The following is a 25,380-nucleotide window of genomic DNA, read 5'->3' as shown; positions in this document are numbered from 1 at the left end:
AATGAATGGTGGCGTGCGATGCATGACCCAAGGTTATGCCTTGCGCCAGGCTTCGATCCTGGGACTCTCGTTGCCCAGGCGGTCGACGGCGCTGACGACGACGGCATCCGCCGCGCCCAGCTTCGCATCGTCCGGCACGGCCCAGTCCACGCGCGACGCGGGCGCCACGGCGAAGCGCCACTGGTTGCCGAAGCGCGACCAGATCGCGTACATCGCGTTGGCCTTGCCGGCCGCGAGTTTCAGGTACACGGACGGGCCCTTGCGCACGGCCGCGACGGACGGCGCGCCCGGCCCTTCGTTGCCGAGCCATGGTGTGGCGGGCACGAGCGCGGGTCCGGGATAGGACACGGCGCGTAGCTGGTCGCTGATCCCTTTGCGGTTTTCCATCAGCGGCGCCATGCTGAAGTGCACGTGGCCATTCGCGCTCGGACGAGATCGCGTGTGGTCGATCTGGTCGAGGATTTCCTGCGGCGGATACTCCTTCGTCGGCGCGCCGATGCGGCTCGTGAACAGGCCCGGCCACACGTGGCGGCCTTTTGGATTCTGCGTCAGCCAGTAGTCCAGCAGGACGTCGTACGCCTGGCCCGGCTGGCGGATGCCCCAGTACAACTGCGGCGAGAAATAATCGAGCCAGCCATTTTGCAGCCACGTCTCGGCGTCCGCATACAGCTTGTCGTACTGCGAAAAGCCGACGATGCCGCGCGGGCGGCGGTCCGGCCGGCCCAGGCCGAACGGGCTGATGCCGAAGCGCACCCAGCTCTTCTCGCGGTGGATGCCCTCGTACATGGCCTCGATCAGGCGGTTGACGTTCTGGCGCCGCCACGACGCGCGATCGAGCCGCCCGCCGCCGGCCAGGTAGCGCTGCCACGCCGGCTCGTCCGGAAAATCCAGCTCGGCCTTCGCGGTGCGGCCTTCCAGCGCGGCGCCTTCCGCGCCGGTCGCCGTCGGGGCCTCGATCGGGTACGGATAAAAATAATCGTCGATGTGGACGCCGTCGATGTCGTAGCGGCGCACGACGTCGAGCACGACGTCCAGCGTCTGCTTGACGGCGGCTTCCTCGCCCGGGTCCATCCACTGGTATTTACCGTAGGTCTTGACGGCGGCAGGATTCGTGCGCGTGATGTGGTTCGGCGCGGCCGGCGAGCGGGCGCCGTTGTGGCGGGCGCGATACGGGTTGAACCACGCGTGCAGCTCGAGCCCGCGCGCGTGCGCCTGCGTGACCCAGAATTTCAGCGGGTCGTACCATGGCTGCGGCGCCTGGCCCTGCAGGCCCGTCAGGTATTCCGACCACGGTTCCAGCTTGGACGGATAGATGGCGTCCGCGGACGGGCGCACCTGCAGCACGATGGCATTCAGGTTCAGCGCCTTGGCGCGGTCGAGGATGGCGATGGCTTCGGCCTGCTGCTTGTCGGCGGAGAGGTTCGGCTTGCTGGGCCAGTCGATGTTGGCGACGGTCGACACCCATGCGGCCCGGAATTCACGCGGGGCGGGCGGCGGCTCATCGCCGGCGGGGACGTTGCTCACCAGCGGAGGCGTCGAACTGCAGCCCGACATGAGGCCTCCCATCGCCAGCGCACCGGCGACTCCCGCGAACGCGAATGCGCGTCGTTTTTGATCAGGTTGCAACACCAACTCCTAGACTTTGACGAACCACCGTTTGCGCCACATGCCCCACGCGACGAGGAACATGCACGCATCGAACAACACGGCATGCAGCAGCGACGTATTGACGGCGCCGATCGTCAACGCGGCGATCGGCGCATACAACACCTGCCCCAGCGTGTGCTGGCTGCCGTCCGGCTGCGCGAAATTTACATAGCCCAGCATTTTCGCGACAAATCCGGAAAATGCAAAGATGAACAGCGCGTTCATGCCGTAGATGACGAACGGAAGAGTCCAGCGCGCCGCCAGCGTACGTACACGGGACGACGGACTCACGTCCAGCGGCCAATAGAATGCGGAAAATGCCAGGCAGGCCAGGCCGGTCATCAGGAAGCAGTACGACGGTGTCCACAGGCTCTTGTTGATCGGCATGAGAATGATATCGAGAAACATCCCAATCGCGACGCACGCGATGCCGGCGACCACCAGGCCGGCCACCTGCCGCGTGCGGTCCACGTTCGACGCGAGCCAGCGCCCGGCCAGCACGCCGAACAACTGGCTGCACAGCGCGGGCAAGGTGGACACGATGCCTTCCGGATCCCACGTCTTCGACTGAACCCACAAGTGCTTGCCCAGCAGCGTGCGGTCGACCCACGCGCCGAAGTCCTGTCCCGGCTCCAGCACGCCGGCGCCGATGCCCGGCACGGGAACGTAGAGCATCAGCACGCTGTACAGCGCCAGCACGCCCGCGATGATGGCCAGTTGCGCGCGCCAGCCGCAGTACACGACGATGGGTGCGGCCAGCAGGGTGCACAGCGCGATCCGCTGCAGCACGCCGGGGATGCGCACTTTGTCGATATTGAAGTAGGGCATGAAGTTCAGCAGGAAGCCGATCAGGAAGATCAGCAGCGCGCGCCTGGCCAGCTTGGCGAGCAGGCGCGGACGGTCGGCACCGGCTGCTGCCAGGCGGCCCAGCGACAGGGCCATCGCCACGCCGCCGATGAACAGGAAGAACGGGAAGATGCAGTCCGTAAAAGTCCAGCCGTTCCACCTGGCGTGTTCCAGCGGTCCGTACAGATGACCCCAGTCGCCCGGATTATTGACCAGCACCATCGCGGCAATGGTAAAGCCGCGGAAGGCGTCGAGCGACACGAGGCGTTGATGGTTCACTTCTTGCCGAACTCCGGATCGATCTTGACCAATGCCGCCATCGCGAAGGCGGGGATCGTCGCGAGGCAGGTCCAGACGAAGAAATGCTGGTAGCCGATCATCTCCTGCAGCTTGCCGCTCCACATGCCCGGCACCATCATGCCGAGCGCCATCAGGCCCGTGCAGATCGCGTAATGGGCCGTCTTGTACGGGCCTTCCGACACCATGATCATGTACATCAGCATGGCGGTGAAACCGAAGCCGTAGCCGAACTGCTCGATCGCGAGGAAACCGCAGATGACGCCGAAATTCTGCGGCTGCGCGGACGACAGGTACACGAACACGAGGTCCGGCAAGTGCACGGCCAGGACCATCAGCCACAGGCAGCGTTTCAGGCCCAGGCGCGAGATCAGATAGCCGCCGAACAGGCCGCCGATGGTCAGCGCGATGATGCCGACCGTGCCGTACGCGGTGCCGTACTGCTCGGTCGTGAGGCCCAGGCCGCCCGCGCTCACCGGGTCCTTGAGGAACGGCGCGACGAGCTTCAGCAGCTGCGATTCGCCCAGGCGGAACGTCAGAATAAAACCGAGGATCAGCCAGATGTCGCGCTTGCGGAAAAAGCTGGCGAAGGTGGCGAAGAAGCTGGCGAGGGGATTGGTCCCTTCTGCCGCCCGGTGATCCGTGTCCGGCCGCGGCAGCACGGCCTGGTGCCATGCGCAGAGCGCGAAGAACAGCCCGCACAGCACGAAGAACACGATGCTCCACGCCTGGTGCACGTCGCCCAGCGATGTCGAGAGATGGCCGGCCAGGATCACGAGCGGTCCCTGCGCGGCCAGGGTGGCAAGCCGGTAAAACGTCGAGCGCACGCCGACATAAGCGGCCTGCTGCTGCTGGCGCAGGCCCAGCATGTAGAAGCCGTCGGCGGAAATGTCGTGCGTGGCGGATGCGAATGCCATCACCCACATGACGGCCAGGCTGATCATGAAGAACGACGGTAGGTGGAGTGTCCCGCCGACGGCCCCCAACGCGGCGGCCAGCACCAGTTGCAGAGACACCGTCCAGCCGCGCTTGGTGCCGAACAGGTCGACGACCGGCGACCACAGCGGCTTGATCACCCAGGGCAGGTACAGCAGGCTCGTATAAAAGGCGATGTCGGTGTTGGACAGCCCCATGTCCTTGTACATGATGACGGACAGGCTGTTGGCGACGATGTAGGGGATGGCCTGGCCGAAATACAGCGAGGGCACCCACAGCCACGGGTTCTTGGATTGCGTAGTCTGCATGTTCTTTCGTCGTCGGCCGGCGGGCGTTGCTGGGGCCCGCGCCGCGTCAGCCGGCCAGGGCGGCGCGCACGCTGCCGCGCGCGCTCTCCAGCAGGGCACGCGCCTGCTCGACAGGGATGTTCTTGGACAAGGCCACGATCGCGACCTTGACATGGAAGTCGCACTGCGCCAGCACCGCGCGGGCCGCCTCCTCGTCGGCCCCGGTCGCGAACGACGTCAGGCGGATGGCTCGGCGGACCAGCTTGGCGTTGGTCGCCTTCAAGTCTACCATCAGGTTGCCATAAACCTTGTTCAAACGCACCATCAAAGCGCTGGAGAAGGTGTTCAGCGCGATCTTCTGCGACGTGCCCGCCTTCAGGCGCGTGCTGCCGGAGATGGCTTCCGGGCCGGTGTCCAGCGTGACGCCGATCTCGGCCTCGCCGGCGACGGGCGCCTCCGGATTGTTGGCGAAGCCGATCGTCAGCGCCCCGGCCGCGCGCGCGGCGCGCAGGGCGCCCAGCACATACGGTGTCGCGCCCGAAGCGGCGAGGGCCAGCACGACATCGTCCGGCCCCACGTTCGCGTTGCGGATATCGGCCGCGCCCTGGTCGACGTCGTCCTCGGCACCTTCGACGGCGACGAACATCGCATCCGTCCCGCCGGCCAGCAGCGCGACGGCCCGGTCGTGCGGCCAGGAGAAGGTCGGGTATAGCTCGACGCTGTCCAGCACGCCCAGCCGGCCGGACGTTCCGGCGCCCACATACACGAGGCGCCCACCCCGCTCCATCCGGGGCAACGCGGCGGTGACGGCCGCGGCGATGCGCGGCGCGGCGGCACGCACGGCATCGACGGCCTTGTACTGGTCGTCGACGAGCACGTTGACCAGCTCGGCGGTGGGATATTGATCGAGGGACGCGTGTTGCGGGGCGGGGGTTTCGGTGTTCAGCATCGCGTTGTTGTTCGACCTGGATGTGCGGACATGACCAGTGTAATACCGATGCCGCCGGGGCTGTCATGAAAGGATCGGCCGTTATCATTCCGAAAAGTTATGCGGGATTGACATCGCAGTATTTGCCCGGCGCGGGATCAGTCCGTATTCTCGCCTGCATATGGGTGAAATGGGGATGACGATGAACAGAGCGCGGCGTTTGTTGCTTGGCATGGGCTTGCTCGGTGCCACCGGACCGTTGCTGGCGGCGCCGCCGCGCCGGTTGGACAGGGAACTCGCCGCCATCGCCGCGGATCCGGCCTGCGAGCTGGCGAGCCTGTCCGTGCTGGCGATCCGCGCCGGGCAGGTCAGCTATGCGTATCAATCCGGTCGGCGCTTCATCGGGCACGACGGTCTGCCGGACAAGCCCGTCGGGCCGGATACGCTGTTCCGCATCGCGTCGATCTCGAAGATGATGACGACGCTCGGGCTGATGCGCCTGCTCGAAGACGGCAAGGTCAGCCTGGACGCGGACGTCTCCGGCTACCTCGGTTTTACGTTGCGCAATCCCCATTTCCCCGACCAGTTGATTACCCTGCGCCACCTGCTCACGCACACGTCCTCGCTGCGCGACGATGCCGGCTATTCGTGGGGCGCGGACGTCGCGCTGAAGGATGTGATCGACTCCCGGATGTTTGCAGCCAACGCGGGCCCGGGCGCCTACTTCACGTACTGCAACCTCGGCTGGGGCGTCATCGGCACCGTGATGGAACGTGTGACGGGCGAACGCTTCGACCGCCTGATGCGGCGCCTGCTGATCGAGCCGTTGGGTTTGCAGGCAGGCTATCTCCCTTCTGAACTGCCGCCCAAGGCGCTGGCCAATCTGGCCACGCTGTACCGCAAGCGCACGGTCGACACGGAGGTGTGGGATCGGGCAGGCCCGTGGATCGCCCAGGCTGACGACTACAGCGTGAAGCCGCCTGTTGCCATCGACCGTTATGTCATCGGCACGAACGCGACGCCGTTCAGCCCGACAGGCGGCCTGCGCATCAGTGCGCGCGACATGGGGATCGTGATGCGCATGTTGATGGGGCAAGGCATGCAGCTGTTGAAGCCGGCGACACTATCGCTGATGTTCAGTCGGCAATGGACGTATGACGGCCGCAATGGCGACACATCGGATGGCCTGTTTCACTGCTGGGGTCTCGGCAATGAACAGTTCCCGGACGAAACGGGGACGAGGCTCGTCGAAAGTGGCGGCTTTCCGGCCGTCGGGCACCTGGGCGATGCGTACGGGCTGATGTCCGTATTCGCATTCGATCCGAAGCGCCGGAACGGGATGATCGTGCTGGTGGGCGGTACGTCGACGGATCCGTTCGCGCCCGTCAACAAGGGCAAGTATTCGTCGCTGGCGCGGTTCCAGGAGCGCATACTGACCGCACTGTATTGGGGCGCGATTGCGCCCAAACTCGTGCCCAACAACAGTGCATAACATGAACACCGGTTATGCCCGGCCGCTCTACATTCATTAGCCGAGCGCCAGGCCGGCCCCTTAAGCTTCCCAGCATGTCCATGATCAAAAGCGTGCACGGATGCAACAAGTAATCGTCATCGGCGGCGGCGTCGTCGGCCTGACCTCGGCATGGTGGCTCCTCGAAGCCGGCTACCGGGTCACGCTGCTGGAACGCGCACCGGGCGTGGGCACCGGCACGAGCTACAGCAACGGCGGGCAACTGAGCTACCGCTACGTGTCGCCGCTGGCGGATGCCGGCGTGCCGCTGAAGGCCTTGAAATGGCTGTTCCAGGAACACGGCCCGTTGCGCTTCCGCCCGCAATTCGACGCGCACCAGTGGCGCTGGCTGGCCGCCTTCCTTGCCAACTGCCGCGCCGACCTGAATCGCAAGACGACGAACAAGCTGCTACAACTGGGCGAACTGTCGCGCCAGGCAATGGCCGCGCTGGCACCCGTCGTGCCGCTGGACGCGTTCGCATGGCGCGACGCGGGCAAGCTCGTCGTCTACCGCACGCGCGCCGCTTTCGACGCGGCGGCCGCGAAACCGAATGCCGGCGACGTGTGGGATGCTTCCGAATGCGTCGCGCACGAACCCGCGCTGGCCGCGATGGAAAACAAGCTCGCGGGCGGGATCTACAACGGCGGCGAAGCGGTGGCGGATTGCTACGCGTTCTGTGTTGCGCTGGCCGAACGTATCGCGGCGCATCCGCGCTTCTCGGGGTTCGTGCATGGCGAGGCTTTGCGCTTCGTCACTGGCGGCGGCCGGATCGCCGGCGTGCAGACGTCGGACGGGGTGCTGTCGGCCGACGCGTATGTGCTTGCGGCCGGCATGCAGAGCCGCATGCTTGGGGAATCGGCGGGGCTGTCGTTGCCGATCTACCCGCTGAAGGGCTACAGCCTGACGGCACCCATCCGCCTGGACGATGTCGCGCCCGAGATCAGTGTGACCGACTTCGAACGCAAGGTGCTGTATGCGCGTATCGGGGACAAGCTGCGCGTGGCGGCCATGGTCGACATGGTGGGCGAAGACCTGAGCCTGAACGCTCATCGGCTGGACAGCCTCACGCGTCAGGTGAAAGAGACGATGCCGCGTGCGGCCGACTACACCCAGATCACCCCGTGGGCCGGGCTGCGGCCGGCGACGCCGAACAGCGCGCCGATCATTGGCGCCACGCCGTACTCCAATCTATGGCTGAACGTGGGGCATGGGCCGCTTGGGTTCACGTTTGCTTGCGGCACCGCGAGTTTGCTGGCGGACCTCATGCGCGGGAAGGCGCCGCCGTTTGGGCTGGATGGGTTGACGCTGGGTTAAGCCCAAACGGATGATATGCTCGCTATCCTTGGGTAGCATCCACAAGGCTGGCGATCAGCGAGCAGCCGCATGCGGTTTTATGTCCATGCAACGCCACGCTCCTCCCACCGATGCTGAACACTGGACATCCTTCGATGATCTCGTTGGTGCCATGTCCCGGTAAGGGGCACGTAACCTTATCGCCCATGCGTGCGATGCCAATGCCGCGCAGAGTATGAATCGGTGATGCGGTGATCACAGTACCACCATGCGTCGTTTTATCGCCGAGCCGGATGATTGGGAGCGCCATTTCAGATACCAATTGCAGAGCGTACGGAATGCCAACCACCTTCTACTGCCTGCATACCGGTGTCCACCGCTTGCCCAACACTTTTGGCAACGCCCGAGGCACCGTCGTAAATTTGGCTACCGACTTCGCTCACTTTTTTCTGGGTTGCCGCCGCAGCAGCACTGGCCTGCTTCTTGGCCAGATCAATCGACGTGATGACCATTTGCTCGCCCCTCTTTACCGTTGAGATCAGTACCTCTTTGCCGCTCTGATAAACCTCGACCGTGTACTTAACCCCTGCGTGAACGGTGTCGACAACAAACTTTTCTCCGACCCGGTACGTATGCGTTGCCATAAGCTTGCCGTCTTCCCAGGTCTCGACAACAACGCCCTCTGCACAGTGATACACCTTGATAACACCGTTTTTGATAGCGGTGACGGCGTCATCCATCCAGTCCAGCCCGCGAGCCAGCACGTTTCGTGACGATTCAGCCGTACCACGCGCTGTGAAATAGCTGAACGGCTCGACAGCATGCAGAAAGCCGGCCTTGGAATCGTGTACGTGATGTTGTATAAAATAAAGCACTAGTTCCGACGCGGTCGCTTGCCAGGCATCCAGCCGCCATTTCGCCGGCCGGACAAGAAATCCATTCATTCTGCCTTCTACGTTCAGCGCGCGCGGGGGAAGGTTCAGTGGAGCATTGTTTCGAACGGCTTGATCGATCTCTTCCACAGCTAAAAAAACTGCAGCCTCTCGAGCAATGCCCTGATGACCTAAATTCTTGAAGACACCACCTCGCCCCTCTGCCTCAATGAGGTCCGGCGTTTTAATTTTTCGTCGAGTCATCGTACCCCAAGCAGAATATAGAGCCCTCATATGGGCATTAACAGCTTGCTCCACGGCTTCATGCGAACCTATTGCATTCATATATTTTGCGTAGGCTACCAGAGTGTCCAGTTTAATCTCAAATCGCAGTTCAAAAAGTTCCTTATCAAATTTCTTGATATCATCGTAGTCAACAAGCCGAACTCCGCTCTTTATGGCTTCACGCATCATATCTCGCATCGGAATTCGAGCATAATTGTTCGTAATCCCCTGACAGATCGGCTCATACCCTCCCCCAACATCGGAATGCGCTCCGGGATAAGCGGTTTCAGTCCAATTCGGCATGAGCTTGCCATCTTTTCGAATAAGGTCTACTGGAAACGAAAAACGCAATTCATGAGCTGCAATATAGTGAACACAGCGGTCCACTACAGGCGAGACTACTAAGTCTTTCTCATCGAATGGCATATCGACGTTTCTTGCTGCCACACCGAAAGACGCAACCGTATCGAACAAGCCCATAAAATTAAAACGAATAGGGACGCCGTTATAGCGAAGTACCCCGTCTGATCCACGCGTGGATTGCCTTGCCATTTCGTTACTGAAAGCACGGGCTAGTGCAGCGCCGCGCGAAAAGCCAAAAATTGAAAGATTAATGATGGTGATGAGACCATGTCCCTCTAGAGCATTGGCAAGGGCTTTAATATTCGCAGGTTTTCCTTTCTCAATATAAGGCGATAATGAAATATTTAATTTCGCGGCGCTTTGGGATAGCACTGTGCGTAAACGTGCGTTAACTCTTACTTCGCCATAATCCATCCTGCGTGTTCCGCCCGCGCCCGAACCAAGACCTAACACTTCAGTGTCCTGGAGTGACATCATTTTTTGGTCCATCCAATCTGTTGCCGATCCATTAAAAGGAGTCCCTACACCAGCAATATAGATAGCATAATTCGAACTATTCTCACCGACTAAAAGCTGTGTTGCGCGCCATATACGAGCAGGATTGCTCCATCTTAGCAAGGGCTCGTCGACTTCCTTGTTATTTCCAGTTCCATCAAAGAAGATGCTGATATTAACTACATCTGCGCAATTCTGTTTTGGACTTGGCTTTGCCGTAGGCGCATCACGATTGGAGCTTGCAGCAGCTGTCAATTTTTCGCACTTCCTCATATTATTTCCTGGCGTCCATTATTGTTCTGCCACGAACGGTCCGTTCGGGCATCGATTCCGAAAATATAATCTCTGCAGTATTATCTGGGTAGAGATGCAGTCCTGCATATTGTGCATCTTTTGAAATCTGGCCGGGCGAAACTGCCAATGTATTTCTAATTTTCTTATTCTCGCGAATAACGCCCTCTGGTCCACCTAAGGTATAAGTCAGCGTTTGGACTCCAAAAGGAATGCGTACGCCCGTGATTAATCCAGTGCCACCATACTTATTCATTACCCCAAGGTCAGTGCCGTCGAAAATAATATCAACAATGACCCGATCAACATACGAAAACATTTCGACGTCTAGCATGACATAGTCCCGCATTTTCCTCCCTTCTCGACCGCATGCTACTAGCGGCACTAAAAATCCTAATCCAAGCAATCCAAGCGCACCTCGCCTACGAGCTAGCGGCAATGATTTTTTTCCAGTAATATGTTTTACTTTCCATTCGCTCATTAAATTGGCCTTATCCTTTGTTTGTCTAACTTAACATTGCGTACAGTGGCTAATTGGGAATTTTTTAGACAGGCCTTAAACCTTTCCTATTCTGCATCTGGAAATTGTTTGGTTGCAGCGTCAAGACTGATTACGCCTGCCTTGACTTTTTCCAGCAATGCGAGGATCGTGGAATCAGTCTGAAGCAAATCACCATAAATTAACGCTGCACAGATATAGTTCAAAATATCGCGCATGCCGAAGAGTTTTAGTTTCCGCGCACTCAGGAGATGCTTTTCGATCGTCCTATAGTGCTGCGAGACCGGAACATCCCAAAGCAGCTGCGACTGGTTTTCGATTACCATCGCCAGTAGCTGGTCGGGAACGCCAGCCTCTACAAGCATGTCCACTTGCACTTGCGTGAGTTTGAGCGGCAAGCTGACCAAGTCCCCAGCGGCCGCCTCGGCGTTATCCCTCGGCAGTATTTGTTGAGGATTGCCGTCGCGGTCCCAATACCACCACGCCGATATCCCATGCAGCAGACGCGAGCGCTGCCGCTCGCTCAGTACCGGCGCCGGCACGTGCAAGGTGAGATCGCTTGCTTGCCCAGTCAAAGTCCCAAGCACTGCAGGATCCCAAAACGCGAGGATCATGTCAGTATCGTCGGGCAGGAGGACCTCGCTAAATGCTGCCAAATGGTCCCATACCGTGTCGAAGGAAAGTCGGCTGGCCAGCAACGTAAAACTTGCCGGATGCTGGGCTCCGCTGCGAAGAATATCCGGCCAGATGTCTGCGTCAGCGGCAAGTAGTGAGAGTTCCAGCAAATGTGGGGCGTAGTCCTCGATGTCGGAATCCAGCGCTGCTGGCAGCAGACATTTGCTACGCACGCCGATGTCATGTTTTTCGCATTTCTGGAGCAGTGACCTGTCTTGCGCCTTGTCGACGATTGCGTAGCAAGTAAGCTCTTGGTTATCAAAGGCACTCGCCAAATTCGATTCGAAGTTAGCTACTTCCAGCGGATCGATCTTCATTGCTGGGCTCCCTTGTTGACGAAAGCGCTTCGCTGCTTCGCACGTTTTTTCAGGCATTCCAAACAAACTTCCTTGGGAAGCGTCGGCAGTGAGTAAGCCATGGTCTTTGGCCCAGGCACGGAGAAATCGGAAGTGTGACTGATGCGTTTACCGCTTGTCATATCGGTAATCCCGAAGCCATTGATCTTGATCGCCGAACCGTCGGCGCCGATCACGACTTCCTTTTTTGCGAAGATTTCGATCCTGTCGGTGGCCGACAGGATCCGTAACACCTTCTCCGCAATAATATCTATATCCCCATTTTGGGCCTGCATTTCGACTTTTCCTTTGGCAGCAAACAGCTTAATGCCGGCGTTGTAGGCGAACAGGCTGATTTTTTCCTTAATGCTGGCAACGAGGCTTTTGCCCACAGCCAAGTTAGTGTCGGCGCCTGACGACATCGTCGTCTGGTCGCTGCTGTGAATGTGAGTGCTTTTGGGCGTGCTTAACCCGATGCCGGCAGGAGAGGCAATGAGTAGCAAGGGATCGACAAAACGATTGGCCTCCTCTTGACCTGGCCCGCTGTATTGCGCCTGAGTTGCGTCGACGAATTTCTGGAGTGCTTCCTGTCCTGGCAGCGGCTCGGCATTGGATTTCTCTGCGACGTCCGACAAATTTTTCGTCAGCTCCTGCGCTTCTTTCATCTGATCGTGCGCCTCGCGGACATCCAGTTGCGAACCTTTCGGACCTGGCCGGCCGTAAGTGCTGATGTACAGGCCCTGTTGCGCCGTAATGGCCCCGTAGGCATCTGAGTTGAGCGCAAAACCAGAGCCGTAAAAACCAGCCCGATAGTTTCCCTGTTGGCCAATCAGGTAGCCGAGACTGAGCTGCGCATTCGCATGACTGCTGAACAGTTGCGCCCGGTTCTGTTCGGATGTGTCATCCATGACCAGTTGGTTGAAGCCGGCGCCTTTGTATTCTTTTGATTTGTAACCGGACAGGCAGCCGTTGCTATGCCAATGCGGTGCCTGCTCGCCGTTGTAGATCCGTCCTGTAATGATCGGTCGGTCCGCGTCCCCATCGAGGAAGGTGATGATCACTTCTTGGCCGATGCGCGGAACGTGAACGGCGCCCCATCCATCGCCTGCATTTGGATAGCTGACACGTACCCAGCAGGACGCCTTTTCGTCACCAGGATTGAGCCGGTCCCAATGAAAGCGCACTTTCACCCGGTTCAGGTTATCGGTATAGATTTCTTCAGCGGCAGGGCCCACAACGGTCGCAGTCTGCGCATGCATCGACGGCTTTGCGTGGATGAACGGGCTGCGGTATTCGACGATACGGCGTTGCACCTCGAAACGATTAAAACAGTGACCGGTGCGGCTATTCTCTGCAGCCAACACTGCATTTTGAAGGTCCGCAAGCCCTGCTTCTGTCGCAAATTTGAGCAACTGGCCTTTTAGACTGTCCGAAAACTCTTTCTGCGTCTTGGACACGGGCAAGTTGTTTTCGATAGACCACTCAACATTTAAAATAACGAACTGACGGTCCTCATCGGCAGTGTTTTTATGGCCCGGGTGGTTGGTGAGCGTGAACCATCTGCCTACTGGCAAATGACGTACACCTGAAGTGCCGAAAAAGCGTTTGGCACGGGACTCCCACTCCTGCACGCGGATTCGCGACTGGTCGGTGCTATGTGCTACTCCCGAGCTCGTGTAGGCGCCAGTATATTCGTAGACCTCCAGCTGTGACGGTATGCAGCCGTGGTCCGGAAAAATCTGCATGCCATTCCCGTTATTATTGCGCGGCGCTTTATAGTCGAAAGTCCTCGTTGAAAGCTGGCTGTTCAGGAGCGTGCGTGCCGCGCCCCACTGGACAATCTTGTTGATCTCGTCGCTAATGCCAGCTCGATGGAAGGCGATCTCTTCGGGCTGAAGCGGCCTCAGACTGTACACGGAATCGGTGATGATCCACTCGTGGCCCCGACCGTCCGGCGCTTGCTCGATATACCCGTACCAGCCTTCGCTCTCCATCATGCGCATGACGAAGTGCCAGTCTGTTTCGTACTGTGTGCAATAGGAGCGAGACCGCGCCGTCTGGTTCAGTTTGAATCTGAAATGGCCGCGACATTGAGGATGACCGTTTAACACGGTCGAGATGATCTCCTCGGCATTTTTATCCTGCCAGATGCGTGCGTCTTTTCGAAATTTAAGAAAGTGAAAACAGCTCGAAAAACCTATCTGGTACGCAGTCAGCTCGCCATCGCTGCCAAGCTTTCTGGCAGTATGCACGTATCCATGCACCGGCAGATAGCTGGCATCAGTCTGCAACGTCCAAAGGGTAACTTCTTGGGCGATAAGCTGCTTGAGCTCGATATCAGAGTTCAGCGACAGTAGATCCACGGTGTAATCAAAACCTTCGCTGATGCGGTCAACACCATGGGCTCGCTGTGGAAGTAAGGTGTTGGCTCCCAAGGGAGTGTCCAGCTTCAGCAGCCGTCTTTCCTGGCCGATTTTTCCAAACAACCTGTCTGCCAGCTGCCTCGAGTCATTCATATGATCCGACTCCTGTTCAACTCACCCATCGACAAATTATCGATAATGATGCTTTACAGAAAGATTAAACTCATCGGAAACAATTCGATATGGCAACGATGAGCCGAGCAAATTTAAATGATTGCTCCGGATACGCTTTGACGACGCTCACATCCGCGGCTAAATGCCTCTCACCGGGAATTTAGAAAAGATTAGCGCTGCGGGGTAAGCCAAACTTTAGTAACTATGGACCCGCACCCCACACTCCTGCAACCGCAGCCACGTCTTGCTACCATCGTCAATGGTAACGGTGATATCCAACAAAACTCCCCGGCTTCATGCTGTCGCAAGGCACGCGCAGATGATATTTGCCCGGCTTGACGTCGATCGCCTGCCCGCGATGCGCAACAGCATCAGCGAGTTCCCCCGCCTGCACGCGCTCGAAAAAACGCGCCTTCGCGCGCTGCGGCACGTCTTTCTCGACCGTGACTTCCGCCGCTATGGCCGTGGCCAGCATGTTCAACAGCGCAGCGGCAAAGACGATCTTGCGAATCGTGGTCATCACGGTCTCCTTCGAGGCATCAGAACGTTGTCAATATATAATCGTTAGACCACGTTGTGCCATTCTTGCACCACTTTTCGACCCGATCGCAGGGAAAACTTGTTGAACAGCCATCGAAGGTACCCAGAAACAAAAAATTTCTTCGCCCATTTAATGAGCAGTTCATTTATTTTCGGCAAAAGATCTGCACAGATGCATTAACTGCATTCCATCTGCCGTTATCCCGCACGGCAGCATCGCTCACCCAGCCCCCGGAAATGGCGGATAATTGCCGCCATGCCTACTCCTGATAAGCCTCTCCCCTGTCCTTGCGGCGGCCCGTCGATCATGCGCTGCTGCGGCCCGTTCATCGCCGGCGCGGAACTGCCGCCAACGGCCGAGGCGTTGATGCGTTCCCGCTACACGGCCTTCGTGATGCGGGACGAAGCCTACCTGCGCGCGACCTGGCACCCCAGCACGCTGCCAGCGGAACCCATCATCGACCCAAACCAAAAGGTGCAGTGGCTCGGACTTGAGATAAAATCTGCTTTACGTTTACGTCAACGTAAAGCAGACCTGCCGGAACAACCCAACGAAGACACCGTCGAATTCGTCGCCCGCTTCAAGGTCCACGGCCGCGCTCACCGGTTGCATGAAGTCAGCCGGTTCGTGCGCGAGCCGGACCCTGCCGTGGGTGGCAAGATGCGGTGGTTCTATGTGGACGGCAGTTTCCCTGAATAAAACCGCGCCACAAGCCGCGAACAGCAGGAGACAGGATCCGATGCCCCAGATCGACACGAAACTCAACCCGCGCAGCGAAGATTTCAAAGCCAACGCCGCCGCCATGCAAACCCTCGTCGACGACTTGCGCGCCAAGGTGGCGCAGGTCGCCAAGGGGGGCGGCGAAGCCGCGTGCGCCAAGCATGTCGCGCGTGGCAAGCTGCTGCCGCGCGAGCGCGTGCAGATGCTGCTCGATCCGGGCACCCCGTTCCTCGAATTCTCCCAGATGGCCGCGTACGCGATGTACGACGATGCGGCGCCCGCTGCCGGCATCATCACGGGCATCGGCCGCGTCGCGGGCCAGGAATGCGTGATCGTCTGTAACGACGCCACCGTCAAGGGCGGGACGTACTACCCGATGACGGTCAAAAAGCACCTGCGCGCGCAGGAGATCGCCGAGCAGAACAATCTGCCCTGCATCTACCTCGTCGACTCGGGCGGCGCCAACCTGCCGAACCAGGACGACGTGTTCCCCGACCGCGACCACTTCGGCCGCATCTTCTATAACCAGGCCAACCTGTCATCGAAGGGCATCCCGCAGATCGCCGTCGTGATGGGCTCCTGCACGGCGGGCGGCGCGTACGTGCCGGCGATGAGCGACGAATCCATCATCGTCAAGGAACAGGGCACGATCTTCCTGGGCGGCCCGCCGCTCGTGAAGGCGGCGACGGGCGAAGTCGTCACGGCCGAGGATCTCGGCGGCGGCGACGTCCACACGCGCCTGTCCGGCGTGGCCGACCATCTGGCGCAGGACGACACGCACGCGCTGGCGCTCGCGCGCACGATCGTCTCGAACCTGAACCGCACCAAGCCCCGGCAGGGTGCGCTGCGGGAAAGCATCGAGCCGAAATACGCGCCGGAAGAGCTGTACGGCGTCATTCCTGTCGACACCCGCAAACCGTTCGACGTGCGCGAAGTCATCGCGCGCATTGTCGACGGCAGCGAGTTCGACGAATTCAAGGCGAGATACGGCACGACGCTCGTTTGCGGTTTCGCCCACATCTTCGGCATGAAGGTCGGGATCATCGCCAACAACGGTATCCTGTTCTCGGAATCCGCGCTGAAGGGCACGCACTTCATCGAGCTGTGCTGCCAGAGAAAAATCCCGCTCGTCTTCCTGCAGAACATCACTGGCTTCATGGTCGGCCGCAAATACGAAAACGAAGGCATCGCCCGCAACGGCGCCAAGATGGTCACTGCGGTCGCGACGGCGTCGGTGCCCAAGTTCACCGTGATCATCGGCGGCTCGTTCGGCGCCGGCAACTACGGCATGTGCGGCCGCGCCTTTTCTCCGCGCTTCCTGTGGATGTGGCCCAATGCGCGCATTTCCGTGATGGGCGGCGACCAGGCGGCGTCGGTGCTGGCGACCGTCAAGCGCGACGGCATCGAGGCACGCGGCGGCCAGTGGAGCGCGGACGAGGAAGCCGCATTCAAGCAGCCGATCAAGGAACAGTACGAACACCAGGGCCACCCGTATTACGCCACCGCGCGCCTGTGGGACGACGGCGTGATCGATCCGGCCGATACGCGCATGGTGCTGGGCCTGGGCCTCTCGGCCGCGCTGAACGCGCCGATCGAGGACACGAAGTTCGGCGTGTTCCGCATGTGAGGAGACAAGACATGGACTACCAGACCCTCACCGTCGCCATCACCGACCGCATCGGCCACGTCACGCTGAACCGCCCCGACCTGCGCAACGCGTTCAACGAACAAAGCATCGCCGAACTGGCACTCGCCTTCGACGAACTGGGACGCAATGAGCTCGTACGCGCCATCGTGCTGGCCGCGCACGGTCCCGCGTTCTGCGCCGGCGCGGACCTGAACTGGATGAAGAAGATGGCCGGTTATTCGGACAGCGAAAACCGTGCCGACGCCATGCGCCTCGCCGACATGCTGCGCACCATTTATATCTGCCCGAAGCCTGTCGTGGCGAAAGTCCAGGGCGACTGCTACGCCGGCGGCATGGGCCTGGTGGCCGCGTGCGACGTCGTCGTCAGCGTCGACACCGCGAACTTCTGCCTGTCCGAAGTGAAGCTTGGCTTGATCCCCGCGACGATCTCGCCATACGTGATCAAGGCGATGGGCGAGCAGGCCGCGCGCCGCTACTTCCTCACGGCCGAACGCTTCGACGCGAAGGAAGCCCACCGCATCGGCTTCGTGCACGAAATCGTGCCGGCCGCGGACCTCGACACGAAGGTCGCCGGCATCGTGCAGGCGCTGGCCAACAACAGCCCGAACGCCGTGCGCGAAGCGAAAAAGCTCGTGCGCGAGATCGCGGGCGAACCCGTCACGGAGGCGCTGCTGGAAGACACGGCCAACCGCATCGCGGTCATCCGCGCGTCGCTCGAAGGACGCGAGGGCGTCGCCTCATTTCTCGAAAAACGCCGGCCTTCATGGCTGGACTAGCTAGACCAAACAGGACGTAGATTGAAACCCACCACCACCTCCTCCGACTGGATCGCGCGCAGCCTGCGCAGCGTCTGGCATCCATGCACGCAAATGCAGCACCACGAAGAGGTGCCGCTGATCGCCGTCAGCCACGCCAAGGGGCCATGGCTGTACGACCATGAAGGCCGGCGCTACCTGGACGGCATCAGTTCGTGGTGGGTCAATCTGTTCGGCCACGCCAATCCGCGCATCAACGCGGCGTTGAAAGACCAGCTGGACAAGCTCGAACACGCGATGCTCGCGGGTTTTACGCATGAACCGGTGATCGAGTTGTCGGAACAGCTGGCCGCGCTGACGGGCCAGCAGCTGGGTCACGCGTTCTACGCATCCGACGGCGCATCGGCCGTCGAGATCGCGCTGAAAATGAGCTTCCATTACTGGCGCAACGCGGGCTATGCGGGCAAGCAGGAATTCGTCTGCCTGCAGGGCTCCTATCACGGCGAGACCGTCGGCGCGCTGGGCGTGACGGACGTCGCGCTGTTCAAGGATGCGTACGGCCCGCTGCTGCGCGCCGCGCGGACCGTGTCGTCGCCCGATGCGCGCAACGCCGTCGACGGCGAGTCCGCGCAGGATGTCGCGCTGCGTGCCGCGAAGGATGTCGAAGCGCTGTTCGCGGAACAGGGCGACAAGATCGCCGCCATCATCGTCGAGCCGCTCGTGCAGTGCGCGACGGGCATGGCGATGCACGACCCGCTGTACCTGCAGCGCCTGCGCGAGCTGTGCGACAAATACCACGTGCACCTGATCGCCGACGAGATCGCGGTCGGCTGCGGCCGCACCGGCACGTTCTTCGCATGCGAACAGGCGGCGATCTGGCCGGACTTCATGTGCCTGTCGAAGGGCATCAGCGGCGGCTATCTGCCGCTGTCGCTCGTCCTCACCACCGACAAGGTCTATGAGGCGTTCTACAGCGAGGACATCACGCGCGGCTTCCTGCACTCGCACTCGTACACGGGCAACGCGCTGGCCTGCCGCGCCGCGCTGGCCACGCTGCAGATCTTCCAGGACGACGACGTATTGAACAAGAACCGCGAGACGGCCACGCGCCTGATGCTGGAACTGGCGCCGCTGCTGGACCACAAGCGCGTGACCAACTTCCGCCAGCGCGGCATGATTCTCGCGTTCGACGCGGTCGAGCCGGACACGCAGCGCGCCTCGACCTTCGCACGCCGCTTCTTCACGAGCGCCGTGGAAAACGAGTTACTGCTGCGGCCCATCGGGCGCACCGTGTACATGATGCCGCCGTACGTGCTGGACGAGGAAGAGATCGTGGGCCTCGCCGCGCGCACGCGCAAGGTGTTCGAATCGGTGATCGCGGAGTGACGATGAACTTGATGGATAAAGTCCGCGCCCAGCTGGACGAGCTGGCAAGCCACAGCCTGACCCGCCACCGGCGCACGGCGGAGACGCCCTGCGCGCCGCGCCAGGTCGTCGACGGCCGCGACCTGCTCGCGTTCTGCAGCAACGATTACCTGGGCCTCGCCGCGCACCCGCGCGTCGTGGAAGCGCTGCGCGAGGGCGCGCGCCTGTATGGCGCCGGCAGCGGCGCGTCGCACCTCGTGTCGGGCCACAGCCGCGCGCACGCGCTGCTGGAAGAACGACTCGCCGCGTTCGAAGCGCCGCACCTCGAATCCGCACGCGCGCTGTACTTCTGCACCGGCTACATGGCGAACCTCGCCGTGCTGACGGGGCTCGGCAGTACGCTCGACGCGATGATCTTCTCGGAAGCGCTGAACCACGCCTCGCTGATCGACGGCGCCCGCCTCGCGCGCGCGGGCGTGACCGTGTACCCGCACGGCGACGTGGCCGCGCTGGAAGAGAAGCTCGCGGCGAGCGCTGCGCCCACCAAAATCGTCGTCACGGACAGCGTGTTCAGCATGGACGGCGACCTCGCCCCGCTGCCCGCGCTGCTCGCGCTGTGCGAACGTTATGGCGCGTGGCTCGTCGTCGACGATGCGCACGGCTTCGGCGTCCTGGGCGATTACGGCCGCGGCGCGCTGGAGCATTTCGACCTGCGCTCGCCGCACCTCGTCTACATCGGCACGCTGGGCAAGGCGGCCGGCGTGGGCGGCGCGTTCATCGCCGCGCACGAAGACGTGATCGAGCTGATGATCCAGCGCGCGCGTCCGTACATCTACACGACGGCCGCCGCGCCCGCGCTCGCGCACGCGCTGCTCGCGAGTGTGGATATCATCGAGGGCGATGAAGGTGAAAAACGCCGCGCCGACCTGCGTGCGCGCATCGCGCAACTGGACGCCGGCCTGCGCCTGGAACGCTGGCAGCGTCCCGTGTCGACGACGGCGATCCAGCCCATCATCATCGGCGCCAACGACGAGGCGATGGCCGCCGCGGCCCGCCTGCACGAGCAGGGGCTGTGGGTGCCGGCGATCCGTCCGCCGACCGTGGCGGTGGGGACGGCGCGCCTGCGCGTCACGCTGTCCGCCGCGCATACCGAACAAGACGTCGCGCAGTTGATTACTGCGCTCAACCAGCTGGAAAGGACCTGGGCATGAGTCTGAACGAGCCCGAACAATCCGTCGGCATGGCCGAACCGGCCGCGGTGCCGCTGACCATCCCCGCGCCGCTCGCCGCGGAAGGCGTGCCGACGCGCTTCGCCTGCTTCGTGACGGGCACGGACACGGAAATCGGCAAGACGCTGATCTCCAGCGCCATCCTCCATAAACTCGTGCGCCAGGGCGTGCGTGCGTGCGGCATGAAGCCCATCGCGGCCGGTGCCGAGGAACGCGACGGAGAATTGCACAACGACGACGCGGCCATGCTGCGCGCGGCCGGCAACGTGCTGCTGCCGCAATCGATCACGACGCCCTACATGCTGCGCGAACCGTGCGCCCCGCACATCGCGGCCGCGCTGGAAGGCGTGACCATCGAACCGGTGCCCATCCTGACGGCGTATGCCGAGATCCTGGGCGCGTCCGACGCGACCGTCGTCGAAGGCGTGGGCGGTTTCTGCGTGCCGTTCTCCGAAGATTTCGACAGCGCCGATCTGGCCGTACAATTGGGGTTGCCCGTCGTCCTCGTCGTCGGCATGCGCCTGGGCTGCATCAATCATGCTTTACTGACGGCCGAGGCGATCATCGCGCGCGGCCTCGTGCTTGCGGGCTGGGTCGCCAACCAGGTGGACCCGGACATGCGCTTCGCGATCGACAACGTCGCGGAGCTCGAACGCCGCCTGCCCGCCCCGCTGCTCGGCCGCGTGCCGCGCCTGGACGAACCGACGGCCGCCAAGGCCTCCACTTACCTCGAACTCGCGAGCCTGCCCGGATGGCCGGCCAAGCGAGCCTGACCAAAACAAGGAATCCGAAATGACCCAAGTCGTTACTCTCCACCCGCCGGTCACGCCGGCCTCCCTGCCGAAAGACGCCACCTGGCCCCTCGAAGACGTGCTCGCGCTGTTCGAACTGCCGCTGCCGGACCTGATGTTCCGCGCCCAGCAGGCCCACCGCGCCGAGTTCCCCGACGGCGACGTCGAACTCGCGACCCTGCTGTCGATCAAGACCGGCGGCTGCGAAGAAGACTGCGGCTACTGCCCGCAGGCCGCGCGCTACGACACCGGCGTCGAGGCGAAGAAGATCCTCGACCTCGACACCGTGCTGGACGCCGCGCGCGAAGCGAAGGCCAAGGGCGCGACCCGCTTCTGCATGGGCGCCGCCTGGCGCAGCCCGAAAGAGCGCGACATGGAGAAAGTGGAAGCCATGGTGCGCGGCGTGAAAGCGCTGGGCATGGAAACCTGCGCGACCCTCGGCATGCTGGAAGAAGGCCAGGCCGAGCAACTGAAGCAGGCGGGCCTGGACTACTACAACCACAACATCGACACCTCGCCGGATTTCTACGGCGACGTGATCTCCACGCGCGAATACCGCGACCGCCTGGACACGCTGGGCCGCGTACGCACGGCCGGCCTGAAGATCTGCTGCGGCGGCATCGTCGGCATGGGCGAGACGCGTGCCCAGCGCGCCGGCCTGATCGCGCAGCTGGCCAACATGAACCCGTATCCGGAATCGGTGCCCATCAACCACCTGGTGCAGGTGGAAGGCACGCCGATGCACGGCCTGCCGCCGCTGGACCCGATCGAATTCGTGCGCACGATCGCCGTCGCCCGCATCACGATGCCGAAGGCGCGCGTGCGTCTGTCGGCCGGCCGGCGCGAGCTGGGCGAAGCCGTGCAGGCGATGTGCTTCATGGCCGGTGCCAATTCCATCTTCTACGGCGACAAGCTGCTCACCACGGACAATCCGGAAGCAGACGACGACCGCAAGCTGCTGGAAAAGCTGGGCCTGAAAACGCGCTCGGCAATGCTGGAGTCGGTGCAGAAAGAAAGCTGCGGCTGCTAAAACCACAAGCACCCGCACGTCGTCACGCAAATCGACGTCGCCCCCGCGAAGGCGGGGGTCCAAGTTAAAAGCAGCCGATCAGCCAGCAAAATTGGGTCCCCGCCTCCGCGGGGACGACGGATTGAAAGCTAACGTTTACAAAACTTAAAACAGACGAGACACCATGTTCACGAAGATCCTCATCGCCAACCGTGGCGAAATCGCCTGCCGGGTCGCCGCCACCGCGCGCCGCCTCGGCATCAAGACCGTTGCCGTCTATTCGGAAGCCGACGCCGGCGCGAAACACGTGGCGGTCTGCGATGAAGCGATCCTGCTCGGCCCCGCCGCCGCCAAGGACAGCTACCTGCGCGGCGACAAGATAATCGCCGCCGCGAAAGCCACCGGCGCGCAGGCGATCCACCCGGGCTACGGCTTCCTGTCCGAGAACGCCGAATTCGCGGAAGCCTGCGCGGCCGCGGGCCTCGTGTTCATCGGTCCTCCGGGATCGTCGATGCGCGCGATGGGATCGAAGTCCGCCGCCAAGCAGCTGATGGAAGGCGCGGGCGTGCCGCTCGTGCCGGGCTACCACGGCGATGCGCAGGATCCCGAACTGCTGCAATCGGAAGCGAACCGCATCGGCTATCCGGTCCTGCTGAAAGCCAGCGCGGGCGGCGGCGGCAAGGGCATGCGCGTCGTCGAACGGTCCGAGGATTTCCAGGCCGCGCTCGCGTCGTGCAAGCGCGAAGCCATGTCGTCGTTCGGCGACGACAAGGTGCTCGTCGAAAAATACCTCACGCGCCCGCGCCACATCGAGATCCAGGTGTTCGCGGACACGCACGGCAACTGCGTCTACCTGCACGAGCGCGACTGCTCCGTGCAGCGCCGTCACCAGAAGGTGCTGGAAGAAGCGCCGGCGCCGGGCATGCCGCCGGAGCGCCGCGCCGCGATGGGCGAAGCGGCCGTCGCGGCGGCACGCGCCGTGGGCTATGTGGGCGCGGGCACCGTTGAATTCATCGCCAACCAGGACGGCTCGTTCTACTTCATGGAGATGAACACGCGCCTGCAGGTCGAGCACCCCGTCACCGAGATGATCACGGGGACGGACCTCGTCGAATGGCAGTTGCGGGTGGCCGCCGGCCAGCCGCTGCCGAAGCAGCAGCAAGAACTCGCGATCCACGGCCACGCGATCGAGGCGCGCGTGTACGCGGAAAATCCGGAGAAGGGTTTCCTGCCCTCGATCGGGACACTCCTCTGCATGGACACCCCAAGCCATGTCGCGTTCGAACTGGGCGACGTGCGCATCGATTCCGGCGTGCGCGCGGGCGATGCGATTTCGCCGTTCTACGATCCGATGATCGCGAAGCTGATCGTGTGGGGCGCGGATCGCGCGCAGGCGCTGGCGCGCATGGCGCAGGCGCTGTCCGAATTCCACATCGTCGGCCTCGCGACCAATATCGCGTTCCTGAAACGCCTCGTCGAAGGCGATGCCTTTGCGCATGCCGACCTGGACACGGGCCTGATCGAGCGAAACACGGCGACGCTGTTCCCGCCGGCAGGACCGGCGCCCTTGTCCGCGCTGGCGCTGGCGGCCGTGGCCCTCGTCGCGGCGGAAACTCCCGCAAGCAGCAACCCGGCCGACCCGTGGACCAGCACCCACGGCTGGCGCATGAACGGCACGTATCGCCGCCGGCTGGCGTTCGGCGACGAGTACGCGGCCACGACCCAGGCCAAGGTCTATGCAATCGACATGGCCTATCATGCGCATGGCTGGACGTTCGAAGCGGACGGCAAGGCCCATCCGCTGGCGCTTGTCTCGCAACATGACAGCCGCTACGCGATCCGCCTGGACGGCCAGGCGATCCAGGGCACGGTGCGGCGCGACGGCGAAACGCTGCACGTGTTCACGGGCGGCCTGCACCACGTGCTGGATTGGCACGATCCGCTCGCGCATGCCGGCGAGCACGAGACGGCGGACGGCCGCCTGACGGCACCGATGCCGGGCAAGGTGGTGGCCGTGATCGCGTCCAGCGGACAGCTCGTCAAGAAAGGCGAGCCGCTCGTGATCATGGAAGCAATGAAGATGGAACACACGATTGCCGCACCGAGCGACGGCCTGGTCGAGGAAGTGTTGTACCAGGTCGGCGACCAGGTCGCGGATGGAGCACCGCTGCTGGCCTTCAAGGCGGCAGCGTAATCAACGCCGCGGCGAAGACCGCGGCGCAGACCTACCAACGAGACAGCAAACGCAAACATCCATAACAATCAGGAGACAAGACATGCGGATACTGCTGTACCGGGGCGACGGCGTCATCGAACCGTGGGCCCGTGATTTTGCCGATGCATTGCCGCACGCGGAGACCGTCGTGTGGCGCGAGAACATGTCGCTGGCGTCGCAGCCGCCTTGCGACTACGCCGTCGTGTGGGCGCCGACGCCGCAGCTGCTCGACCAGCTGGCCCACGTCAAGGCGATCTTCCTGATGGGCGCCGGCGTGGACGCGCTGCTGAAGTTCGGCGACGCGCTGCCGCACGTCCCCATCGTCCGCCTCGGCGATGCGGGCATGGCCGAGCAGATGGCGGAGTACGTCGCATATGCAACGTTGCGCTACTTCCGCCGCTTCGACGACTACGAGCAGCAGGCGCGCCAGGGCATCTGGAATCCGCTGGAAACGCGCCGCCGCAAGGCCGACTTCACGGTCGGCGTGCTGGGCCTCGGCAAGCTCGGGATGCCCGTGCTGCGCACGCTGCGCCAGCTCGGCTTTCCCGTGCGCGGCTGGAGCCGGTCGCCGAAAGACGTGCCGGGCGTGCCGTGCTTTGCCGGCATGGACGAACTGGGCGACTTCCTGTCCGGCACGCAGGTCCTCGTCTGCATGCTGCCGCTCACGCCCGAGACGACGAACCTGCTCGACCGCGCGCACCTGTCGCAACTGCCCGAAGGCGCCTACGTGATCAACGTGGCGCGCGGCGCGCTGCTGGCCGAGCCGGACCTGCTGGCGCTGATCCGCGCCGGCCACATCGCGGGCGCCACGCTGGACGTGTTCCGCAACGAACCGCTGCCGGCGCCGCATCCGTTCTGGAACGAACCGCGCATCACCATCACGCCGCACATCTCCGCGCTCACCCTGCGCGAGGAAGCCGTACGCCAGATCGCCGCCAAGATCGGCAAGCTGGAACGGGGCGAGGCCATCGACGACATCGTCGACCGCGCCCGCGGCTATTAGGAAATCA

General features: G+C 62.3%; 21 protein-coding genes. 11 read left to right on the top strand and 10 right to left on the bottom strand.

The window, feature by feature from the left end; all coding sequences use genetic code 11:
• Nucleotides 1-33 precede the first annotated feature (33 nt).
• The 4 genes from ACEN9H_RS30915 to murQ all read right to left on the bottom strand — a co-directional run bounded on the left by ACEN9H_RS30915 (nucleotide 34) and on the right by murQ (nucleotide 4,962).
• Nucleotides 34-1,566 carry a family 10 glycosylhydrolase gene (locus ACEN9H_RS30915; RefSeq protein WP_082577519.1) on the bottom strand — a complete coding sequence of 511 codons (1,533 nt, stop codon included), beginning with the start codon at nucleotides 1,564-1,566 and terminating at the stop codon, nucleotides 34-36.
• Between the two features lie 69 nt (nucleotides 1,567-1,635).
• The gene (locus ACEN9H_RS30910; protein WP_413673215.1) at nucleotides 1,636-2,772 is read right to left on the bottom strand and encodes an acyltransferase family protein; all 1,137 of its coding nucleotides are present in this window, start codon (nucleotides 2,770-2,772) and stop codon (nucleotides 1,636-1,638) included.
• Nucleotides 2,769-4,034, bottom strand: a complete 1,266-nt coding sequence (locus ACEN9H_RS30905) for an MFS transporter (protein WP_413673214.1) — start codon at nucleotides 4,032-4,034, stop codon at nucleotides 2,769-2,771. The genes ACEN9H_RS30910 and ACEN9H_RS30905 overlap by 4 nt, the downstream gene beginning before the upstream one ends.
• 46 nt (nucleotides 4,035-4,080) lie before the next feature.
• Nucleotides 4,081-4,962: an N-acetylmuramic acid 6-phosphate etherase gene (gene murQ / locus ACEN9H_RS30900; RefSeq protein ID WP_413673213.1), complete on the bottom strand. Its 882-nt coding sequence runs from the start codon at nucleotides 4,960-4,962 to the stop codon at nucleotides 4,081-4,083.
• Between the two features lie 175 nt (nucleotides 4,963-5,137).
• Between murQ and ACEN9H_RS30895 the strand changes: the two genes are divergently transcribed.
• Both ACEN9H_RS30895 and ACEN9H_RS30890 read left to right on the top strand, forming a co-directional pair.
• Complete coding sequence (locus tag ACEN9H_RS30895; protein WP_413673212.1) at nucleotides 5,138-6,433, top strand: serine hydrolase domain-containing protein; 1,296 nt, start codon at nucleotides 5,138-5,140, stop codon at nucleotides 6,431-6,433.
• A gap of 100 nt (nucleotides 6,434-6,533) precedes the next feature.
• Complete coding sequence (locus ACEN9H_RS30890; protein WP_413673211.1) at nucleotides 6,534-7,766, top strand: D-amino acid dehydrogenase; 1,233 nt, start codon at nucleotides 6,534-6,536, stop codon at nucleotides 7,764-7,766.
• A 22-nt stretch (nucleotides 7,767-7,788) separates the two neighbouring features.
• On the opposite strand, the gene ACEN9H_RS30885 is transcribed toward ACEN9H_RS30890, so the two are convergent.
• The 6 genes from ACEN9H_RS30885 to ACEN9H_RS30860 form a co-directional block, all read right to left on the bottom strand.
• Nucleotides 7,789-8,055: a PAAR domain-containing protein gene (locus ACEN9H_RS30885; RefSeq protein ID WP_413673210.1), complete on the bottom strand. Its 267-nt coding sequence runs from the start codon at nucleotides 8,053-8,055 to the stop codon at nucleotides 7,789-7,791.
• 1 nt (nucleotide 8,056) lies between these two features.
• Complete coding sequence (locus tag ACEN9H_RS30880; protein WP_413673209.1) at nucleotides 8,057-10,033, bottom strand: T6SS phospholipase effector Tle1-like catalytic domain-containing protein; 1,977 nt, start codon at nucleotides 10,031-10,033, stop codon at nucleotides 8,057-8,059.
• A gap of 1 nt (nucleotide 10,034) precedes the next feature.
• Nucleotides 10,035-10,532 carry a hypothetical protein gene (locus tag ACEN9H_RS30875; RefSeq protein WP_413673208.1) on the bottom strand — a complete coding sequence of 166 codons (498 nt, stop codon included), beginning with the start codon at nucleotides 10,530-10,532 and terminating at the stop codon, nucleotides 10,035-10,037.
• An 86-nt stretch (nucleotides 10,533-10,618) separates the two neighbouring features.
• Nucleotides 10,619-11,542 (bottom strand): DUF4123 domain-containing protein, encoded by a 924-nt coding sequence (locus ACEN9H_RS30870; protein WP_413673207.1) that lies wholly within the window; start codon nucleotides 11,540-11,542, stop codon nucleotides 10,619-10,621.
• Nucleotides 11,539-14,076: a type VI secretion system Vgr family protein gene (locus ACEN9H_RS30865; RefSeq protein ID WP_413673206.1), complete on the bottom strand. Its 2,538-nt coding sequence runs from the start codon at nucleotides 14,074-14,076 to the stop codon at nucleotides 11,539-11,541. The genes ACEN9H_RS30870 and ACEN9H_RS30865 overlap by 4 nt, the downstream gene beginning before the upstream one ends.
• A gap of 277 nt (nucleotides 14,077-14,353) precedes the next feature.
• The gene (locus tag ACEN9H_RS30860) at nucleotides 14,354-14,617 is read right to left on the bottom strand and encodes a hypothetical protein (protein ID WP_413673205.1); all 264 of its coding nucleotides are present in this window, start codon (nucleotides 14,615-14,617) and stop codon (nucleotides 14,354-14,356) included.
• Nucleotides 14,618-14,893: 276 nt separating this feature from the next.
• Here ACEN9H_RS30860 and ACEN9H_RS30855 point away from each other — a divergent pair, with 276 nt between their 5' ends.
• From ACEN9H_RS30855 to ACEN9H_RS30815, 9 genes are all read left to right on the top strand, one after another.
• On the top strand, nucleotides 14,894-15,337 hold the full coding sequence (locus ACEN9H_RS30855) for a YchJ family protein (protein ID WP_413673204.1): 444 nt from the start codon (nucleotides 14,894-14,896) through the stop codon (nucleotides 15,335-15,337).
• Between the two features lie 40 nt (nucleotides 15,338-15,377).
• Nucleotides 15,378-16,985 carry a carboxyl transferase domain-containing protein gene (locus ACEN9H_RS30850; protein WP_371763131.1) on the top strand — a complete coding sequence of 536 codons (1,608 nt, stop codon included), beginning with the start codon at nucleotides 15,378-15,380 and terminating at the stop codon, nucleotides 16,983-16,985.
• 11 nt (nucleotides 16,986-16,996) lie between these two features.
• Entirely contained in the window at nucleotides 16,997-17,782 is a 786-nt protein-coding gene (locus tag ACEN9H_RS30845; protein ID WP_413673203.1) for an enoyl-CoA hydratase/isomerase family protein, read from the top strand.
• A gap of 21 nt (nucleotides 17,783-17,803) precedes the next feature.
• Nucleotides 17,804-19,147 carry an adenosylmethionine--8-amino-7-oxononanoate transaminase gene (bioA, locus tag ACEN9H_RS30840; RefSeq protein ID WP_413673202.1) on the top strand — a complete coding sequence of 448 codons (1,344 nt, stop codon included), beginning with the start codon at nucleotides 17,804-17,806 and terminating at the stop codon, nucleotides 19,145-19,147.
• A gap of 2 nt (nucleotides 19,148-19,149) precedes the next feature.
• Nucleotides 19,150-20,337, top strand: coding sequence for an 8-amino-7-oxononanoate synthase (gene bioF / locus ACEN9H_RS30835; RefSeq protein ID WP_413673201.1), 1,188 nt, complete (start codon nucleotides 19,150-19,152; stop codon nucleotides 20,335-20,337).
• On the top strand, nucleotides 20,334-21,128 hold the full coding sequence (bioD, locus tag ACEN9H_RS30830; protein ID WP_371770755.1) for a dethiobiotin synthase: 795 nt from the start codon (nucleotides 20,334-20,336) through the stop codon (nucleotides 21,126-21,128). The genes bioF and bioD overlap by 4 nt, the downstream gene beginning before the upstream one ends.
• 19 nt (nucleotides 21,129-21,147) lie before the next feature.
• A complete protein-coding gene (gene bioB / locus ACEN9H_RS30825) occupies nucleotides 21,148-22,176 on the top strand; it encodes a biotin synthase BioB (protein ID WP_056126007.1) in 1,029 nt (342 codons plus the stop codon).
• A gap of 163 nt (nucleotides 22,177-22,339) precedes the next feature.
• Nucleotides 22,340-24,349, top strand: a complete 2,010-nt coding sequence (locus tag ACEN9H_RS30820) for an acetyl/propionyl/methylcrotonyl-CoA carboxylase subunit alpha (protein WP_413673200.1) — start codon at nucleotides 22,340-22,342, stop codon at nucleotides 24,347-24,349.
• An 82-nt stretch (nucleotides 24,350-24,431) separates the two neighbouring features.
• A complete protein-coding gene (locus ACEN9H_RS30815; protein WP_371763124.1) occupies nucleotides 24,432-25,373 on the top strand; it encodes a 2-hydroxyacid dehydrogenase in 942 nt (313 codons plus the stop codon).
• Nucleotides 25,374-25,380 lie beyond the last annotated feature (7 nt).

This window comes from Massilia cellulosiltytica, assembly GCF_047325105.1.
Classification (GTDB): Bacteria; Pseudomonadota; Gammaproteobacteria; order Burkholderiales; family Burkholderiaceae_D; genus Telluria; species Telluria orientalis.
This window is presented reverse-complemented; position numbering and strand designations above follow the sequence as displayed.